20 protein-coding genes and 1 pseudogene are annotated in these 20060 nt (G+C 43.3%); 3 read left to right on the top strand and 18 right to left on the bottom strand.

The features are described 5' to 3' along the window. Nucleotides 1-64: 64 nt before the first annotated feature. The 4 genes and pseudogenes from CSV75_RS12155 to CSV75_RS12140 form a co-directional block, all read right to left on the bottom strand. A complete protein-coding gene (locus CSV75_RS12155) occupies nt 65-763 on the bottom strand; it encodes an ABC transporter ATP-binding protein (RefSeq protein ID WP_099676038.1) in 699 nt (232 codons plus the stop codon). A 3-nt stretch (nt 764-766) separates the two neighbouring features. Beyond that, nucleotides 767-1838 (bottom strand): annotated as a pseudogene (locus CSV75_RS12150) (ABC transporter permease). A 16-nt stretch (nt 1839-1854) separates the two neighbouring features. Then, a complete protein-coding gene (locus tag CSV75_RS12145) occupies nt 1855-3147 on the bottom strand; it encodes a globin-coupled sensor protein (RefSeq protein ID WP_099676037.1) in 1293 nt (430 codons plus the stop codon). 137 nt (nt 3148-3284) lie between these two features. After that, nucleotides 3285-3731 carry a hypothetical protein gene (locus CSV75_RS12140; RefSeq protein WP_099676036.1) on the bottom strand — a complete coding sequence of 149 codons (447 nt, stop codon included), beginning with the start codon at nt 3729-3731 and terminating at the stop codon, nt 3285-3287. 128 nt (nt 3732-3859) lie between these two features. Between CSV75_RS12140 and CSV75_RS12135 the strand changes: the two genes are divergently transcribed. Next, a complete protein-coding gene (locus CSV75_RS12135; protein ID WP_158231656.1) occupies nt 3860-4741 on the top strand; it encodes a MerR family transcriptional regulator in 882 nt (293 codons plus the stop codon). Here CSV75_RS12135 and CSV75_RS12130 read toward each other — a convergent pair. The 5 genes from CSV75_RS12130 to CSV75_RS12110 form a co-directional block, all read right to left on the bottom strand. Next, complete coding sequence (locus CSV75_RS12130) at nt 4738-6141, bottom strand: cryptochrome/photolyase family protein (protein ID WP_158231655.1); 1404 nt, start codon at nt 6139-6141, stop codon at nt 4738-4740. The two genes, CSV75_RS12135 and CSV75_RS12130, sit on opposite strands and share 4 nt — an antisense overlap. A gap of 23 nt (nt 6142-6164) precedes the next feature. Then, on the bottom strand, nt 6165-7895 hold the full coding sequence (locus CSV75_RS12125) for a DUF2207 domain-containing protein (protein ID WP_099676033.1): 1731 nt from the start codon (nt 7893-7895) through the stop codon (nt 6165-6167). Nucleotides 7896-7985: 90 nt separating this feature from the next. After that, complete coding sequence (locus tag CSV75_RS12120) at nt 7986-8480, bottom strand: DUF1648 domain-containing protein (RefSeq protein ID WP_099676032.1); 495 nt, start codon at nt 8478-8480, stop codon at nt 7986-7988. 16 nt (nt 8481-8496) lie between these two features. Continuing rightward, on the bottom strand, nt 8497-8883 hold the full coding sequence (locus CSV75_RS12115; RefSeq protein WP_099676031.1) for a hypothetical protein: 387 nt from the start codon (nt 8881-8883) through the stop codon (nt 8497-8499). Between the two features lie 82 nt (nt 8884-8965). Then, complete coding sequence (locus tag CSV75_RS12110; RefSeq protein ID WP_099676030.1) at nt 8966-10162, bottom strand: class I SAM-dependent rRNA methyltransferase; 1197 nt, start codon at nt 10160-10162, stop codon at nt 8966-8968. Between the two features lie 252 nt (nt 10163-10414). On the opposite strand from CSV75_RS12110, the gene CSV75_RS16120 reads away from it, so the two are divergent. Next, nucleotides 10415-10609, top strand: coding sequence for a hypothetical protein (locus tag CSV75_RS16120; protein ID WP_144034782.1), 195 nt, complete (start codon nt 10415-10417; stop codon nt 10607-10609). 197 nt (nt 10610-10806) lie between these two features. Beyond that, nucleotides 10807-11544, top strand: a complete 738-nt coding sequence (locus CSV75_RS12105; protein ID WP_099676029.1) for an MBL fold metallo-hydrolase — start codon at nt 10807-10809, stop codon at nt 11542-11544. Nucleotides 11545-12061: 517 nt separating this feature from the next. Here CSV75_RS12105 and CSV75_RS12100 read toward each other — a convergent pair. The 9 genes from CSV75_RS12100 to CSV75_RS12060 all read right to left on the bottom strand — a co-directional run bounded on the left by CSV75_RS12100 (nt 12062) and on the right by CSV75_RS12060 (nt 20034). Further along, the gene (locus tag CSV75_RS12100; protein ID WP_099673466.1) at nt 12062-12892 is read right to left on the bottom strand and encodes an undecaprenyl-diphosphate phosphatase; all 831 of its coding nucleotides are present in this window, start codon (nt 12890-12892) and stop codon (nt 12062-12064) included. Nucleotides 12893-13164: 272 nt separating this feature from the next. Continuing rightward, the gene (locus CSV75_RS12095; protein WP_099676028.1) at nt 13165-13800 is read right to left on the bottom strand and encodes a response regulator; all 636 of its coding nucleotides are present in this window, start codon (nt 13798-13800) and stop codon (nt 13165-13167) included. After that, complete coding sequence (locus CSV75_RS12090; RefSeq protein WP_099676027.1) at nt 13775-14818, bottom strand: sensor histidine kinase; 1044 nt, start codon at nt 14816-14818, stop codon at nt 13775-13777. Before CSV75_RS12090 ends, CSV75_RS12095 begins: the two co-directional genes overlap by 26 nt. Further along, entirely contained in the window at nt 14815-15516 is a 702-nt protein-coding gene (gene liaF / locus CSV75_RS12085; protein ID WP_099676026.1) for a cell wall-active antibiotics response protein LiaF, read from the bottom strand. Before liaF ends, CSV75_RS12090 begins: the two co-directional genes overlap by 4 nt. 50 nt (nt 15517-15566) lie before the next feature. Continuing rightward, nucleotides 15567-16199, bottom strand: a complete 633-nt coding sequence (locus tag CSV75_RS12080) for a PspA/IM30 family protein (RefSeq protein ID WP_099676025.1) — start codon at nt 16197-16199, stop codon at nt 15567-15569. 15 nt (nt 16200-16214) lie between these two features. Further along, the gene (locus CSV75_RS12075) at nt 16215-16559 is read right to left on the bottom strand and encodes a lmo0954 family membrane protein (protein ID WP_099676024.1); all 345 of its coding nucleotides are present in this window, start codon (nt 16557-16559) and stop codon (nt 16215-16217) included. 248 nt (nt 16560-16807) lie between these two features. Further along, entirely contained in the window at nt 16808-17269 is a 462-nt protein-coding gene (locus tag CSV75_RS12070) for a DinB family protein (RefSeq protein ID WP_099676023.1), read from the bottom strand. A gap of 55 nt (nt 17270-17324) precedes the next feature. Continuing rightward, entirely contained in the window at nt 17325-17687 is a 363-nt protein-coding gene (locus CSV75_RS12065; RefSeq protein ID WP_099631974.1) for a hypothetical protein, read from the bottom strand. Nucleotides 17688-17835: 148 nt separating this feature from the next. Beyond that, complete coding sequence (locus tag CSV75_RS12060; RefSeq protein WP_099676022.1) at nt 17836-20034, bottom strand: HAMP domain-containing sensor histidine kinase; 2199 nt, start codon at nt 20032-20034, stop codon at nt 17836-17838. Nucleotides 20035-20060 lie beyond the last annotated feature (26 nt).

Genomic DNA, 20060 nt, shown 5'->3' with positions numbered 1-20060 from the left:
ACGCTTCAGAAAGCCGTAAAACAGCTTTCCGAAGCGTTTATTTCATTATTTATTCAACCCTCGCTCATTCCGTCGAATCCAATGCCATCTCAGCCGAACTCTCCAACTTCAACACACCATCCGTCATCTTGTACACCTTATCCACGTATTGAATCAACCGTATATCATGTGTTACAACGATGGTCGCCGTTTGATTCGACTTCGTTTCATTACGCAACAACTCCATCACCTCAAATGCCCGATCCGAATCGAGTGAAGCGGTAGGCTCATCCGCCAAAAGAATCGCTGGCTTGCTGAACAATGCTTTCGCAATCGCCACACGTTGTCGCTCACCGCCCGATAAATCAGATGGATAATTCTTATGCAACTTGGTAATACCTAAATCTTCATATAACTTACGTTGCTCATCTTTGGTCATATTGTCTTTCTTCACTTTATTTAGCAATTCAAGCTGCTGATCAACAGTTAGGAACGGCACAAGGTTGGAAGCTTGCAATATAAACCCGATTTCCTGCAAACGGATTTTTGAACGTTGCTTTTCATTTAGCTGCGATAATTCTTTACCGTTAATGATGACTTCGCCTTCGCTTGGTGTTTGCAGAGCGCCAGCCACCGTCAGGAACGTACTTTTACCTGAACCTGACGGACCGATAACCGCGACCAATTCTCCACGTTCAACTAAGAAATTGGTTTCCTTCATCGCTTCAACGAGCGTATTGCCTTCACCGAACGTCTTTTTCGCATTTCGTAGTTCCAGTACCATCGTTTACCCTCCTATCGCTTCGAGCGGGTCAATTCGGATAATCGTCCAAACTGAAATGACTGCTCCGAGAATTGCCACTACTATTAAGACCAACCCATAAATTATCATGGTAGGTATATCAAACATGATAGGAACTGCATTTGGCAGGAAGCTTCCCGCAAGCAACGTCAGTCCAAATTGCTAGGACTACCCCGATCAACGCGAGAATGAATGTCTGTGCGATAACGGATCTTGCCAAATAGGCGCTGGAAATTCCCTGCGCTTTCATCAGACCGAACATGCTGATTTTCTGTACAGTCAATACGTATAAGAAAATGGCAACGATTGCCGCTGAAATGACAAACAGGAAGTAAATCATATACGTTAACGTTAAATTCTGCTCCGTATAACCCGGCAGACTCTCGATAAATGTTTCCGTTTCAATGATTTCCGTATTGTCTGGCAATGAAAGTGTATCCCAGTCTTTGTCTTTGATGACAATTGCATTAACCAAGTCTTTATTCATTGTATAGGCGTCACCATATTTAATTTTCTGCATATCATTTAACTTCATATAGAGAATAGGCGATGCATTAAAACGAGCTTTTTCCGTGAAGCCGACAATCGTCAGTTTCGTGTCAGATGAAGATAACTCGAGCGTATCCCCTATTTTAAAGCCTTCATCTTTCAGCACATCCGATGCCACGACACCGTTTTGAACGTAAAATGTCGGGTCCCCTTCACTAACTTCAGGCTTGATGAACTCTTCTCTATCTATACCGAAGAGCATGACATTTTGCTTGGTGTCACCATTGTTTGCGATGGCGCCCATTTGGCTAACAACAGCCGTTTCTTTCGCATCCAGTTCATCGGCTATTTTCTTATCAAGTGCCGACTCATACAAACTCTTATCAGATTCCTCTGTCAGAAGGACTGCATCGACTTTCCACGAGTCGATCGCTTCTCTGTTCATGCTGGCTAATCCATTTGCCAGTCCGGATAGGAAGAACACGAGGAATGACACCAATAGTAAAATCGATGTGATGAGTAAAAATCGTAATTTATTCTTTTTGATTTCGCTCCACGCTAAAAACATTCATTCTCACTTCCTTTTATAGGACATTTATCGCTTCTTCCAACTCATAAGAAGTGGATACGACTTCCTTCGATACGCCGCCAATTGATGTAATGACGCTTTGCAAATTTTTCATATGGTCTGAAAAATGCTGGATATCGTCTATGGTCAAATGAACCGTCTCAGTTATGTTCTGGAATGTCTCTCTAGTTGTTTCCGTTTCTTTCATGCCCATATCGGCATACTTCGTGACAGTATCTATCGCATCATGAACAGCTCGCGTCTTCGCCTTCGACTGCGCGACGAGTTGTGCAATATTATCTGTCGACCGTTTCGTTTGATCCGCTAGGTTTCGGACTTCATCCGCAACAACCGCGAAACCTTTTCCGTGAACACCCGCACGTGCCGCTTCAATTGCAGAGTTCAGTGCCAAAAGATTGGTCTGATCTGCAATATTTTTCACTAGTTGAACGACTTCTTCAATTTGAATGGATGCGCGGTTTAATTCTTCAATCAATGCCGCCATGCCTTTCGTTTCCTTGACAATTGTCTCCGAAGTGACCACCATCTGTGACATCTGTTCAATTCCAGACTGTGCTTGATGGACTGACGTTTCGGAACGGACAATACTCTCCTGAATTTTTCCTTCGAGTGTAGTAGATTGCTCGATTAAATCATTGACTACCGCATATGTGGACTCGGACTTCTCTTCAATCTCAAGCGCAATACTTCCAATTTGTTGCTTGACGCTATCTTTTACTTCTTGCTGATTTGCATGAATTGCATCATTCGTACTCTTCTCGAACGCCTCAAGAACCAATTGCTTTTCGAAATTCAAAATCTTACTTAACGCTACGATCATTTCACGTTCTTCTGCACGGTCCAATTCTAAATCAAATAATATATCGAGCATCGTTGCATGCAAGTTTTGAAAAGCCGCGATATACCATTTAGGTTCCAAGCCTATGCGCAAATGAGCACCCGCTACTTTACTGCGATTGAGTAAATAGGCTTCATCAACCACACCGTCGAATAATCCCGCGAGATGTACAGCTAGCGTCTTACGTAAATAATCGGTCGTAGTGTACGTTTCAATCATCTGAGACAATTTAGGAACTGCCGTGACACTAGAATAAAAGGCTTCTACAATTTCATCAATCCGGTCATTCATTGGATCTTTTAACGCGCGTAAAAGTTGTAAATCCCGTTCTCTTAATTGAATAGCATCTAACTGCAATTGAATTTCTTTGGTAGGAACTTGCAATTTGACAGGGGTAGTGGAAATAGAGCGGACTAATGATTGGGCCTTGTGTTTTTTAGTGATCCACATATTGAAATTCTCCTTTATCTTTAACTGACACGAACAAACTTTCGCTTTCCAAACTGTTCATACTTTGTACAATCTTAATGTAAGTTGATTATACAGTAGTCTGTCTATACATACTAGAATAATTGACCGGAATAGACCTATTTTATATTTTTTGATTTCCTGCTAATCAAAACCCCTACGAAGAAACCATATACAGCGTGTCCGACGAGCCAACAGGACAAAGAAATGATATTTGTGACACTTGGCGTACGATCAGAAAATGAAGTCGTCGGATACAGTAATAACCCGATAATACTATTCACTAGAAAAGGGAACAATACCGCATGATGACGAATGAAACCACTACTCTTGTCATACAGAATCACCAGTATGATACAAAGAATAACTGAAACAATCAGATGGAAAAACACTTCAATTACTTCTGGAAATACATATTCTTTTACGATGGGTATGTAATCCACATTCAATAACAAAGTATAGACCTTGTGACCTGTAATCGACTGTATGATTTTGAAGAAAATAGCGAGAAAAACACCCGTTATGATACCAATCCATGTACCTTGTACTATATATGTCGTTTTCATTAAGACACCTTCCTACCATGTAAAAATAGCAGGTTTGACTTACATTGTCAAATCTATGTATAATGTTAAACATATAGAACTGGGCGATGTATGATCGCAAATTATAGTAAAATGAAAGGTTGATTATTTTGAAGCCGTCATCTGAAACCCCTACGTATACAATTAAACAAGTTGCGGAGCAAACAGGTTTGTCGAGGCAAGTCTTGAGGAAGTGGGAAGAACGCTATGATATCGTGATTCCACAGCGACTAGATAATGGCTATCGGGTATATCACGATGAAGATATTCGGTTATTTTTGCTGATGAAACGTTATGCAGAGGATGGTTTTGCGCTCTTACAAGCAGCCGAGATGGCGAAATCCCAGAAAAACTCCATTTTCCCATCGAATCCCGAAAATACCTATATAGAAGATATATTGAGCGACTTATTGCGCCACGGTAAAAATTGTGATGAATTAGAATTAAACTTTTCCTTGCAAGCCGCCTACCATCGGTTAGGACTTGAACACTATCTCCAGCAAATCGTCATTCCATTTTTGAAGGAAATAGGTGATCACTGGGCAAGTGGAGAGTGGGATGAATATCAGGAAGCCTTGTCAAGTCTGGTCGTACGAGATCAACTCGTCCAACTACGGCGCAACTTCCAATACCGGGAGGACTCGCCCTTATTGCTCGGCGCATGTCTCCCGAATGAATCACATGAAATTCCGGTGCATATTTTTTTACTGCAACTCATGCTAAAAGGCTGGCGTACAGCGATGATTGGATCATTACCTGCTCCTGGCGCTATTCAGTCTCTTATAGAAAAAATCAAGCCGGGCAAAGTGTTATTGTCGGCGTCGACTACGTTTCCGTTTGAAGAGAGTCCACAGATGATACAAGAATTGGACGAGTTTGCAGGCCAACACCCTCATACCGAATTTTATCTAGGCGGATACGGATCGTTCATTTGGGCGGATCGGTTACAGCTACAACATATTCATCTACTTGAATCTATTGATGACATTTAAGAATTTTTGCATGTATCATACGCTGCCAATGCGCGTGCACGGGCAGCTTGATGGTCAACAATCGGAGCCGGATAGGATGTACCAATCGTAACGCCTGCTGATTCCAGCACATCAACCGGTGCGTCTGCTGGTTGAAATACATAGTTTACTGGCATGTCCGCCAACTCGGGCAGCCATTTTTTTATATAGCGAGCATCTTCATCGAATTTTTTTGCCTGAAGAATGGGATTAAACACTCTAAAGTACGGCGACGCATCAAAACCACTGCCCGCCACCCATTGCCATCCCATCGCATTGTTCGCTAGATCCAAGTCGAGCAGCGTCTCTTCAAACCACGCCATGCCCTCTCGCCAGTCAATCAATAAATGTTTAATCAAAAAAGAAGCTACGACCATTCGCACACGGTTATGCATATAGCCTGTTTCCCATAATTCACGCATTCCGGCATCGACTAACGGATAACCGGTACGCCCTGTTTTCCAAGCTTCCAGCTGAGCGTCGGCAGGTTGCCACGGGAACTTTTCAAACTCCGGTCGCACGGGTTTCGTCAACATTTCTGGAAAGTACAGTAGCTGGTAATTATCGAAATCCCGCCACGCCAATTGCCGAATAAAAGCTTCCACTTGCCGATCACCGACGTCTTCCGCCGCAGCTAATGCACCATGCCATAGCGAACGTACACTAACATTCCCCCAAGCCAAGTAAGGCGACATGCGCGAAACACTATATTGCGCAGGGAGATCTCGTCCCACTAAATAATCGCACAACCCACCGTCTCGAAACGTTTCCCAACAGTCCATCGCAGCTTTTTCCCCAGGTCGCCAATAAGTTGCAAACTTGTTATACCAAGGTTCATCCGATAATAGTCCCCATTCTTCTGAAGACAATGACTGTAGTGTACCAGTAGACGGTACAAGTTCAGGAGTTGCGAGCGGTGTCGCAATCCGTTCTTGGCGGAGCCGCTTCCAAAACGGCGTAAATACTTTATATGGCTGATTGGTTTTATTGAAAATCGCATCCGGTGCAACGAGTAGTGACCCTTGGAATGAACGCATTTGAACACGCCTTTTCTCACAAGCCTCTGCTACTCCACGTTCCACTTCACGACTTTCCGGATCATATAATTCATTGAACACAAGTTGATCGGCTTCGCTTTCATCTAGCAACTTCATCAGCTGTTCAACAGGATATCCTTGTCTGATCACGAACTGAATTTGCTGCTTTGCAAAGCGCTCGATTATTTCCAGCAAACTGTGATGCAACCACCAATCAGATGCTGCGTGGCGTGTTTCCGGCAAAATGAAGACGGGCAACACTTCACCATGTGCTGCCGCCTCCACCAATGCCGGATGATCATGCAAACGCAAATCTTTTCGGAACCAAACTATTGTCTTACCCACTCTATTCACTCCTTTTACTTATCTTAAAACGCACCTGATCCACCGCCTCCACCACCCGTTCCGCCTCCACTGCTACTACTATCACTGCTTGGAGCGTTGTGTGATACATTGGCCGATGCTTGATTGAAAGAACCGGCGAGGAACATAGGATTATAGACAACGCCTCCGTAATAGGCGTTTCCGTACTGAGCGTCCTCCGTATCCTGTCGATATCTTTCATCATAACGAGCGCGCTTTTGATCAAGTTGCTTCTGGACACTGGCGAAATCCTTATAATACGCGTCCAGTTCAGGATGCTTCACACCGACTCCATAAATCAACACACGAAATCGATCATCAAGCGATAAGCCTTCCCATTTTTCCGTATGTAGTTCTCGTATCCATTGATCCACTCGCTCCCACTCCTGCTTCCGCAGCGTCCCCTCATAATTGTACGGACTGTAGAACAATGCGAATCCGAATGCAACCAAAGTCAACATCGCCACTATGACTAATTGCACATATAATTCATAATAGACAAAGGAGATAGCGAACCCGATTCCAAGCACACCGATCAAGCTTAGGATTATACGTTCTTTCGTAGTCTTGACCTTCACTTCAAATTGATTCAATTCTGCTTGTAAAAGATCCTTCCACAAGCTAAACTTCTTATCAAATGCTTGATAATTCTTCTTTTCTTTTGTGTAACTTTTCAACTCATTCAATGTGAATTTTTTATCGTGGCCGATTTGGAAAAATAATAGCTGAATCAATGCCTTCTCATGTTCTAATTTGACGTTCGCATCGACCAACTCAAATTCCTCGTCGGATACTTGTTTCACATGTCCTTTTCGAACGAGATCAAGTAGTGCTGCAGACATCAGCTCAACCGAGGCTACACCATTCTTGAAGAGAAGTACTGCCGGTAAACTCATATCATTCACTGGAACGTAGAAACCATTCAATTCCATTTGATAGTGCGCTTCCTTCACATATCTTTTTCTTCTAGCATTCGCAAAAAATGCAATCAAACCGACGCCAAGAATACCTGCCGTTACACTCACACCACCCACAGTGCCCACAATCTTTTGGTTCTCAATGAACTCCTGCCGAAGCATAGCCGCTATTTCCTGATCCTTCTTCAATGTCGAACGGATTTCGCCATCTACTGCGGTCATTGCTGGAAATAAAGTCGGCTCATAGACCACACGAATATCTCCATTGTCTCCCGCACGGACTTCCCCTAATGAAAATATGACCGTTCCATCCGGTTGCACTTTTCCTGTCTCTTCCGCACTGTCATAGCCGATGAACATCACGTCAGACGCTTTACTAGGTGGCACGATCGTAATCGTCATATTGCCATAATCGGTTTCATTACGACGATCGAAAAATGGCCAGTAGAACTGCGCGCCATCTGCATACTTTTCCATTCCATTTCTAATGGAGTATTGCAAATCGAAGACAATGACTTCGCTGTCTCCTTTGCGATGTACACGATATTCCGAGTTACGCTTCTCAATCCTTAACTCTTTACCCTTTTCAGAGGCTTTAAACTCCTCAATCGAAGCTCCTCGTTTCGGTTGAATTTCTCGAATGATCCCGTTAAATTCGCTGTCAAAATTATAGGTATGCTGTTCCGTTACCCGGACGGTGCCAACCGTTTCCAATTGTGCGTTGATTTTTACATCCGAAATGCTGAAATCTACAGCCCCTACTGTCGTCGGCAGAACAAGGAAAGCTAGTAAAGTGACAAGTAACAGTTTCCATTTCACAAAAAATCACCTCTTATCATGAGTATACGATAGGAGGTGATCAATAGATTCATTTATTGGTAGAATTTTAGAAATACAATTCAGGCATGGCTATAATTTCAGTACTTTATAAAAATAAACACCTATCGCACTGAAGAGTAGTACAAGTAGCGTGATGAGGATAGGCGCGTTCAATGAACCGATTCGAGCCAAAGCGATATCGACAGACTGCCATAGTAGAAAGATCACTACTAATGTAGAAAGGTTTTTGATGACATTCATGAATAGCACGCCATAGCGGTACTGGATTTCTACATTGTCAGGGCGCAAATTCATGTAGTTAAACATATACGGATACTTCTCCACTATCCATAAACCTACCCACATAACGACGCCAATGACTGATAACAGCAGTAATTCTATTTTCGAACCATAACGGTCCACTTCCCCATTCGCTCCAAAATGCGCAGGAATACGATCAGGCAATTGATTCCACTGCAATAGTAAATAGACGAGAGCAGCAGCGAATAAAGCAATCACCAACACATCGAACGCTTTTGCAACAGCAGGCTTCTCTATGTCTAGCTTCGGTTTTTTCGTCTCCATACTCTCGCCACCTTATTTATGAATCCGTTGCACTCGTCATTTCAAATACATCAAAAACGTTCTCTTGAATATTGAGCGACATAATCTTGCCTTGCTTCTCATAGAAATGGATAGATCCCCTGCGGTCTTCCACCATTTCCGTCCAGCCCCATTCTTCAATAGTACGCAAATAATGATCTGGCGGATTGCCTTCGGAGTCACCGATTCCCTTCAACTTATATTTCGCTGATTTAGAAATCTCCCCTATGCAATCTTCTGCTTTTACTTCATACGCTTCTTTCGGAACAGGGAATCCTTGATTGATGATGGCCATGCGGTAGCCGTCTTCTTGACTATATGCATTGGAACAGCCAGTTAGTACCAAAGCAGACACCACGGCCATCAGCGCAAGTACTTGCTTCATATGTTTACCTCCCGTTTCACGACTTCATTGAATCCATCGTACTAGGAAATATTGACATTGTCACCCTACTTTTTGTGACGAATTAACGTAACTTCTGCACAATCACTACTTTTAAATAGTTAAATTCAGGATAGTCCCGTGGCGTACGGAAGTCCCTCGGTAATGTGGATTCTTCCAGTACTTTATAACGCATACCTGTCTCTTTGAAAGCTTGCTCAATGAAGCCTTTGAACTTCTTCATACTGAAGCTCGCATTATTTGTAGAAGCGACGATAATGCCGTTTTTCTCCGTAACCGCAATCGCTTCTTTCATCAACATAGGATAATCCTTCGCTGTACTAAATGTATACTTCTTCGAACGCGCAAAGCTCGGTGGATCCAGCACGACTAGTCCGAATTTCATGTCATGACGCTTCGCGTAACGGAAATAGTCAAAGACATCCATCACTTTAATATCTTGTTGCTCATAATCGATACCGTTGACACTGAATTGCTCGATTGTCTTTGCGACACTACGCTTCGCCAAATCCACATTCGTCGTTTTCTTCGCTCCACCTAAAACAGCTGCAACCGAAAACGCTCCTGTATACGAAAACGTATTCAACACTTCGCGACCTTCTGAATACTTGTCCCGAATCGCCTCACGTACATCGCGCTGATCAAGGAAAACTCCAGTCATCGCGCCATCATTCAAATCAATTGCAAAGTTCATGCCGTTCTCCTTAACAATAATCGGAAAATCTCCAGGCGTTCCTTTGACAAAATCATCCTGCTCGACATACTGCCCCTTCGAATCAAAACGCTTCTTCTCATACACCGCTTTATATTCCCCACGCTTATCCAGAACATTATAGACGTGGTGGCGGAACGCATAAATGCCTTCACTGTACCAGCTGACCATATAATAGCCGTCGAAATAATCGATCGTCAAACCACCGATTCCATCGCCTTCCCCATTAAATAAACGGTAAGCCGTTGTATCTGGATCATTAGCATACGACGCACGACGCTCAAAGGCAGTTGCCATTTTTTGATCGAAGAAATCAAAGTCAATCTCTTCTTTTTCATTCGAAGTCAGCACCCAGCCGATTCCTTTATTTTGTATTCCATAATAACCCGTAGCCAAATATTTATGGTAGCGATCCGTCAAACGAATCAAACTACCTTCCTTCGCCTGAATCTCGCTAGTCATCACAGCATCCTTCAAAATCAAAGGATATCCCTTCTTCAAAGCCACCGCGCCCTGTGCATTTAACTGTATTTCAACTAATTTACTCATATCGTCATCCTCAAAGTGTATTTTCTCTATTATCGCATGGATGAACCAAAAGTGAAAGGTGGCGTTTAGAGTCGTCAGGCATAAGGCGAAGATGCGAAGCGGCGCTTTTTGCCGCACAGCAGCTTTGACTTATGACCCGTGACTCTGCCACCTGCAACTGGATGAACCAAAAGTGAAAGCGGCTCGTCAGGATCGACAGGCATAAGACGGGCTGGACTTGAGGCGATTTTTGCCTCACGACTAGCACGGCTTATGACCCGAGATCCTAGCCGCTTGAACTGGATGACACAAAAGTGGAAGGTGGCGTTTAGAATCGGCAGGCATCAGGCGAAGATGCGAAGCGGCGCTTTTTGCCGCACAGCAGCTTTGACTTATGACCCGAGACTCTGCCACCTTGAACTGGATGAACCAAAAGTGAAAGCGGTTCGTCAGGATCGACAGGCATAAGACGGGCTGGACTTGAGGCGCTCTTTGCCTCACGACCAGCACGGCTTATGACCCGAGATCCTAGCCGCTTGAACTAGATGAACCAAAAGTGAAAGGTGACGCTTAGAGTCGGCAACTCAAAAAAACCTATTTTACGACTTTTACTAACCTTTCACTTACAATAAAAGTACTAAAATACCCAAACAGGAGGAATTCACATGAACATTATCCCTTTAGGCATCTGGGGCGGCTATCCGAAAGCGAACAGCGCCACCTCTTCATTTCTCATTGAACACGAAGGATTCCATTGCCTTTTCGACTGCGGCAGTGGCGTTCTATCTTCCTTGCAAAATTACATCACACTCGACCAGCTCGACGCAGTCGTCATCAGTCACTACCACGCGGATCATATCGCGGACATCGGCAGTCTGCAATACAGCCGCTTGATTCAGTATTACCTCGGTCAACCGTCACCTGTCTTGCCGATTTACAGCCACGCACAAGACAAAGAACAATTTGAGAAACTGTCGTATAAAAATCAAACACAAGGTATCGAAATTCAGGAAGACCAATCCGTTCAAATCGGTCCATTTACCGTAACATTTTGTCCAACGATCCATCCCGTCTACTGCCTCGCAATGAAGTTTACGGTAGAAGGCAAGTCCGTGGTTTTCACTGCCGACACGGAATGGTCGAACAAGCTTGTTACGTTCTCGCAACACGCAGATATCGTATTTTGCGAGGCCAATCTATACGAAGAGCACCTCGGCAAGTCTCCAGGTCACATGGCAGGTAGCCAAGCAGGAACACTTGCGCAGCAAGCAGAAGTGGGTCAACTCGTCCTCACCCATCTGCCACACCATGGTGATATTAATGAAATATTGAATGAAGCAATGAAAACGTTCAGCGGTTCGGTAGAGATTGCGGAAGTCGGAAAGAAATATATAGCACGTTAAAGCTGGACAGTAAATTGGTGGGTACAAGGGGATTGCAACTCCAGATAGGGGACGCTTTGCCGTATTTCTGTGTACTTTGCAGAAATTAAGGCATCTATCCGGGGTCCCAAGGCCCGCGCTGCTCCATCGGTCGCCCCTATCTTCCGTTGCAATCCTACATAGATCGTAGCGAGATGCAAATGACTCACTCGCAGTAGAGGGTGAGTTATTACGGTCTTTTAAATTAACTAAATTAAAATACAGAAACAATTACAACATAAACTTCAACGAACTATGAAATGTATCACCTACTTACACTGCAAGGGATTTTCGCGGAGGAGGGGCGACTCCGGGAGGATCAGCCCGATCAGGTGAGACAACCAAAGGGAGCTTTGCGACCTGGTTGGCTCACCGCGGGCACTTCAAAATGCGTCCCCTCTGTAGCGCAAATCCCCTACCGTAACCACTGCCAGTCTTTCCATTTTATTTCATGTAAAAAAAACGACCTCTGCACATCCCGCAAAGGTCGTCTCACTTCTTATAAAAACACAATCACGGCCAAGATCGCTGCCAACACGAGACGATAAATCGCAAATGGCATCAACTTGACTTTTGAAATCAACGTCAAAAAGAAACGAATTGAAATCAGCGCAAACACAAACGCACTCAAGAAACCAACCACGTAAAATCCTAAGTCATCCATCGACATATACTCCCAGTTCTTCAATACCGATACCAGACTCGCACCCATCATAATCGGAACCGCCATGATGAACGTAAAATCAGCAGCCGTCCGGTGATTCATCCCGAACAATACACCACCTGAAATCGTCGCACCCGATCGTGAAAATCCAGGCCACAACGACAAACACTGAACCAGTCCAACTGTAAACGCCTGTTTATATGTAATTTGATCCAACGTCTGTACACGTGGATTTTTCGGCCCAAACTTATCCGCAGCAATCATCAGCACCGCTCCTGCAACTAACGCAAAAATAACGGTTTCCACGCCGAATAAGTAATCATCAATCAAGTCTTTAAATGCAAAACCGAAAATAACAGCGGGTAACATCCCAACGATTACGTGTAATAAATTGAAACGCTCGCTCATCTTGACTCCGCTATCTACTTTATACAAACCGACTAAACTAAATAACCGCTTCCAAAATACTACGACAACCGCCAAAATTGAACCGAGTTGAATCACTATCTTAAATGTAATCGCAGGATATTTCCCAAGGAATTCTTCCGTCTTCAGCCACATATCATCGACAATAATCAAATGACCTGTCGAAGAAACGGGCGCGAATTCCGTCATTCCTTCTACGAATCCTAAAATTAGCGCTTTAATTAAATCAAATAATTCCATATGACTCTCTTTCCGCGAAGGCTCCCCTTCTGCTATTCTATTTTCTTTTATCCAGTCTACCATGACGTAACAAACAGTGGATAAGTTTCCGGCAGAATATTTTTATCCACATGTGCATACATTTTGTTTTCACATATAACGGAATACTTATGCACATAGTACGTGGATAGATTGTGGAGAAGTTCATAACTTCAGACTATTCTAACTTATATCGTCGTTTATCCACAGTTTTATCATTGATCTATTGATATGCCGCGGCTTATACTTGTAGACTAGTAATCCGTTAATTTATTTTGAAACGCATAAATAACCGCTTGAGTGCGGTCTTGGACTTCTAATTTGGATAATAGATTACTGACGTGAGTTTTCACAGTTTTTAACGCAATGAATAGTTCATCCGCAATTTCCTGATTAGATTTACCCTTAGCCAATAATAATAAGACTTCGAGCTCGCGATCGGTTAAGTCTTCATGCAAGGCATGCGTCTGGCCACTGCGCATTTTTGTCATCATTTTAGATGTCACTTCAGGCTCAAGCACGGTTTGTCCCTGCATGGTATCTCTAATAGCATCCGCCACGCGCTTCGCATTGGATGTTTTCAAAATATAACTGACAGCACCCGCTTCAAGTGCAGGGTATAATTTATCATCATCGAGGAAACTCGTGACGATAATTACCTTCGCTTCCGGCCACTTGGCGATAATCTCAGCAGTCGCCTCGGCGCCATTCATAACAGGCATGACCATGTCCATCAGAATAATATCCGGACGTAAATCCAGTGCTTTTACGACGCCTATCTGTCCATTTTCGGCCTCCGCAATTACTTCAATATCCGGTTGCATCTGTAAATACGTCGATACGCCAATGCGCACCATTTCATGATCATCTACCAACAGCACTCGAATCATCCGCCAGCTCCCCCTTCAAAATCGGTAATTTCACTTCTACGATCGTTCCTTGAGACGGTACCGAGACAATCTTACAACTACCACCGATCTCAATCGCCCGTTCCTTCACATTCTGCAGACCATATGATCCGCCTTTTCCTACGTCCTGCTTAAATCCAACGCCATTGTCTTGCACGCGTAAAATCGCCAATCCATCCCGTTCGATTAATAAAATTTCTACTTCCGTTGCCTTTGCATGGCGAAGTGTATTCGATAACGTTTCTTGTGCAATCCGGAATAAATGATCTTCCGCACCTTTGGATAGCACGATATCTTCTAAACGATGTGTAATATCGAACGTCACTTTTTCCTGTAATTCACACAATAATTCTTCGAGACCTTCGGCAAGCGTCTGGTTATGCAGTGCCGCCGGACGTAAATGAAGAAGCAATGCTCGCATTTCTAATTGGGCCTGCTGAACCATTCGTTCCACTTGCAGTAACGGCTTACGGATTGGTCCTTCTTCCGCTTGTTCCGCTAGTGCTGATAACAGCATCGAGGCTGCGAACAATTGTTGGGAGACAGAGTCATGCAGTTCCCTTGCTAACCTTTGACGTTCTTCTATAATACGTTCCTGAATAATTTGATCTTGTGTCTCGACACGCTCATCCGTAATTTTACGCAAACTGTTTCGCTGTGCTTCAAGTACTTCATATAACTGTTCAATGGAACGATTCGTTTGTTTTTTCATTTTATTCGAGCTTGTAAACTGCTGTTTAGCATACAAATCCTGTAATTTTCCGATAATGATATTCTCTTTCATCCTACTGTGTAGGCTGATCCAGCTAGCAATTCCTAAACTAATGACGAAAATCGTCGTGAACAACCAGACCAACAACGGCATATCCGCAGCTTCCGTATCAAGTAGCAACCTCTGATAGTCAGTGATAGATACATCAATGAACAAATAGAAAAAGACCGCGACGATCGTACTAAACGTCAACGTCAAGAGAATGGTGCGACCAATGATTACCTTCATTTTCTACGCACCTCCACGTCACCGATCCAAGTAAATACTGAAATAATCAACTCGGGATCATTCGGCCGTTTCGTTTCATAGCCGTCATGTTCTTGTATAGTTTCATTAAATAGTTGCTGTGGAACTTTGCCTAACATATTCGCTTCACCGTATAACGTGGCATAATGAATGCGTACCGGAATATCGTACGGCAGTTCAATACGCACTTTACCGAAGATTTGCCGAATCGAAATAAAGGAAGCGCCTCTAGGCAATACCGTATCCGTCACATCGACATGCACGTCACCGAAAAACCCTTGCATATGAATATCTTCCCACTCATACGTCGAGAATGGAGTGGATTGGACCGAAAACAAGCGGTTCCTCCACATACCTTGCGATCGTCTAACACGAGGCTTTTGCAAATCGCCAAAGACTTCATTGGCCGGCGTACCTTTCCATAATTTCATGATAATATACAAAACAATGGCTAAAATCAGCAGACGTACACTCCATAATGTCAGAAGCGCAATCACTATAAAGACGATTCCTGTGATTGCTGTCCATTTTCCACGTTTTCGATAACCATAATCGAGGAATCCCCAACCGAGAAGGAGGAAGATGAAATTGCCGTTTGAAAACACCATGGATTCGACGAAAGCAATCGCCAAAAGAGCAAGTACGTATACTGAAACTTTAGTAGAATCCCTCTTAGCCATTTCATTCTCTCCCTTCTCGATTGAGGAAGCGTGATGCTTCCTCTTATAGTTTACACAATATCCTGAGATTTTGCGTTAGATTTCTCTAATGAATCCAAACGCTGCTCCATTGACGAGTGTGATTGCGTCGTTCTCGTTTCACCGCCAAGATTTTCGATGTACGAATGCAAGTCGTCCAGTGTTGAAAACGAACTATCTGGCTTGACGAATCGATTCATCTTTTCCTGCGCACGCGTCACGTTCTCTTTGCCCATCAATTGCAACTGACGAACACGCATATCTTTCACACGATGCTTCATCTCTTCAAATTTCCGTTCCAATGACAGCAATTCTTGCGTGGCGTCTTGGATGCTCGCAGATAAGCGGGCAACTCGTCCTTCATATGCATCTACTTCTTCTTGCGCGAATGCAATCAACTCTGCGTCTCCTGTTACTTCAGCAAGTTCCAGTTGACGACGGCGTTTCATCGCCATCGAATTCGCGTCTTGACATTCGGCTTCCAATTCTTCCTTCAGTCTTCCTTGTCGTTCAAGCAACTTCCCGATTTCCGCTGTTTGCTTTTGTGCTTCTAAGAAATACTGATTCAGTAATACAAGCGGATTTTCTTTCTTTTGCGACTTATCCATCAAACTATTCAAATCTTCTTGTAACGTATATTTTAGTTTGTGCCAAAATGCGTTCATATTACATCTCTCCTTTTATTTTGTCAGTTCATTCCATTGACGTTCAAAGTTTGTGAACGGGTCATTGGATATTACGTTCGGGTTTACATTGCGATCTTTCCATTTGCGGTATACGTAATAGACTCCAATCAATGCGATGATCCCGATGAATGCACCAATATTAGAAATTGAACCGATTACACTGATGATCAAAATCGCCATCCAGAATACTTTCGCGAACATCGACTGGCTCTTTCTCCAGTAGTGATAACTAACAAGCGCGATCGCTCCTGTTATGGCTAAAGCAATGATTGGACCTACGTTTAGCACAAATGCCAAACCTGCTATAATGCCTAATAAAACTAATCCAAGTGTCTTCATGTGGATGTCCTCCCTTCATTTGTATCCTTAGTTTATAATGAATCCCCGATTTCTCCGACGGTCCCATAGCGGATTTCTGACTCAGACTTAAGGCTGAGTGTGAGTAAATCTCGATTTAGAAGGTGCCGTTGATCTGTGTTCTTCAGTATAAAAATCTAAAAGGCTTACTCCCTTACCAACGAAGGCCAGTAACACAAAAAAGCCGCTCAAGAAATCAATTACGATCTCCCAAACGGCTATATCCGATATTATTTATTCGCTCTAAGTAGCCCATCAATCACACCGGCATGCAAACCTTCGTGCCAAGTAAGAAACTGCAGAACTTCATCGACAGTTTCCATCGTAATAAACGTACCAATAGAAAGCGGTGTACTCAATCGATGCGTCAGCTGTTGTTCAGTTAGTTTCGAAATACGCTTACCTTGATCTTTCATCGCTGTGATCAATTCCTCTTCAGTTGGAGCGCTACTCGGCCAAGTAGATGGACTCGTTCCCGTCGCGAAGAATTCTGACCATTCCAACTTATCGACTGGATAGTCATTCATTGCGCGGTGAAGAAAGTCTTCAGTCAATGAATAGATATGTCCTACATTCCACCGTACAGTATTTGAAAAACCTTTAGGTTGAACGTCCCACGCGGATTCGTCCGCTCGTTTACAAAGACTTAATGTATAACCTCTCGCCATGGAGAATTGTTGCAATGCACCCATTCATTCCACCCTCTCTTATAATCTAAAAACAGCCTTGCACTTAGGCAGGCTGACATTATGACGGATTCTCTTCTTGCTTTTTAATATTCTTATGCTCATTCCACTGATCATGCGCTTCATGGTTGTATTCACGATTATATTCTTCCTGATCTCCATACGGGAATTTTTCACCGGGTGTCAGATCATGATAGTTTTGGCTCGGGGATTTATTTTGACTATAAGCGGAAGGTTTATGTTCTCCCGTTTCATCTTGTGCATTTTCTCTAAATGCTACACTTGAATCAGAATCTGCTGGATCGGCAAGAGGTAGTTCATCTGGTACTACTACGCCTTCTACCACACACTTCTCTTCATTGATTTCTTCCACTCTCGGAGTAAGATCTTTTTTGTTTGGATACTTTCCGTCAACGATTGTCATATAACCATTCCTCCCTTTCATGCTGCCCCTAATCAATAGACCGCACTCTCTATACATACCCGTATTCGCCATAAACTAAACTGATTCCTCTTTCAATTTCAAAAAAAGAGTAAGATGGGAATTTTCTCCCACCCCACTCCGCGCCAATTTACCCCCCTATGACATCAATCGTCACTTTAAATAAATCTCCATCGACCTCCACTTCCATCCGGCCGCCATGCAGCTCGACAATAGATTGTGCAATAGCCAATCCTAGACCCGAACCTTCCGTTTGCCTAGACGTGTCCCCCCGCTTAAAGCGTTCGAATAATTCATCTGTCGTGTCACCAAGTTCATATTGTGCAACGTTTTTCAACACGATACGCGCATTCGATCCCACTTGTTGAAGATTGACATACACCCTCGTACCTGGCAACGAGTACTTCCATACATTGATGAACAGATTATCAAGTACTCTCCACCACTTTTGTCCGTCTACCATCGCAAAGACGGGTTCTTCAGGTAAAGTAGTTCGAATATGCAAATCTTGCTCAACGAATTCTTCCGCATGCTCTGCCAATGCTTGTTGGATCAGCTGATTTAAATCTACACGTTGCTTCTCCATTTCTAAATTACCGCTTGCCATTTTGGATACTTCGAATAAATCTTCTATGAGTGTTTTTAAGCGCTGTGACTTCTGATCTAGAATGCCAATGTATTTTGAACGTTCTTCCGCAGTTAACGTCTCATCTTTCAGTAAATCCGTATACGTTATAATTGAAGTAAGCGGTGTCCGCAAATCATGGCTGACATTTGTGATTAACTCCGTTTTTAACCGCTCACTTTTCGCTTGTTCATTGATCGATACGCGAACCCCTTCGCGGAGATTATTCAAATTCGCTGCATGCTTCGCAAGCTGCGATGTACCTTTGACCGGTATCGCCTGCGTCAGATGACCCGCCGCCATATCATTCGTTGCTGCCAGTATACGATTCAAATAGGCTGCTTTTTTCACGAAAATGAATAATGCCGGTAGTGCGACAAACAGTACACAGAAAACGTAAATGATCAGAAGCGATGGGTGCATAACTCCCCCAACCAAGCCTACGCCGGCAAGGAAAAAGATCATCAGTACCAACGAGAACTGTACACCCATCGTACGATTGTTGAATGTGTCTCTACTATCTTTCGCAAATTGCATCGTGAAGCTTTCATGCCAATCTTTCATCAGCCGCCCTGGTTGGCGGTATAACATAAATACATGAACAGCTTGAAACGCCAATAATGCGGTAAACGGTACGCCAATCAGCAAGAAACTGACCGCCATATTACTAATAATGCCTAAGTTTAGGTACATAAACTGATTAAAGATATTGAATATAGTCGATTCGAAATAAAGAGTCAGAATAAATGCGGTCAGTAGCAAAAGAACTACTTTCACATCTATTTTCCAGCGTGAATACGTTGCGGCCAATCTTGACTGCCGCACCCATTCTTTCTGAAACTTCATCACTGTACACAATGCCACGAGCGCTAGCACACCGAGAACCCACAAGGCATACATCATATATTTTCCTCGGATGAATTGATCGTTTTCCTTAGCCAATTGCCCCGACACTGTAGCATCTGAAGGAATACTAACAGTTCCTTTGAAATATTGCGCGGGATTACTAATTTCCACCGCATTGTCATCTGTGAACGTCGAGCCTTGTTCCATTGAATAGTCAGAGTAGCCATTGTCATACACAGCCGAGTTCGCCTTGAAATATCCTGTTGCTTCAGTAAATTGTTGTTGGAAAAGTGACGTGACCTCGACATCTCCACGCGTAAATCGCTCACCCGTTTCAACATTCACGAGATCATAGGAAATGGGAATATTCATTTCTCGATTATTTTCTGTCTCCCTAATTTGACTAGCTAAAGCTTTTACCTTTTCCGAACGGATTTTGTCTTCTACATAACTATGGCTATCAAAATTCTTTTGGATCTCTTCTAGTTTCGTATTTCGCTCTTTAACTAGAGCCAATAGCAACGTTTCATTTTTCTCGCTTTTCGCTTCCGCAATTCGTTCTGTATATTGTTGCTGGATAGTATCAAGCTGTTCAGAAAGTGTACCGTATCGCTGTCGGTATTCTTCAATTTCATCCTGTGAAACCGTTAATTCCTTCTCCGCTTTTTTCAAGTCGATTGGATTGAGTACAGTAGCCGACAAATTATCGTATACTTGTTCCATTCTATAGGTAAAGTCTTCTTGATCGGTAAACGATTTGCCAACAAGCTGCGGTGCATAATGAATGATGGACGGCAATGCGATCAATACTAGTGTCACGAGTGCAGACCAGATAGCCAATTTTATACTTTTGTTCATCACACGGTTCCTCCTCTAATAATTCG

This window comes from Sporosarcina sp. P18a (genome assembly GCF_002743135.1).
Lineage (GTDB): Bacteria > Bacillota > Bacilli > Bacillales_A > Planococcaceae > Sporosarcina.
Note: the sequence above shows the minus strand (reverse complement) of the source record. Positions and strands in the feature narration are given on the sequence as shown.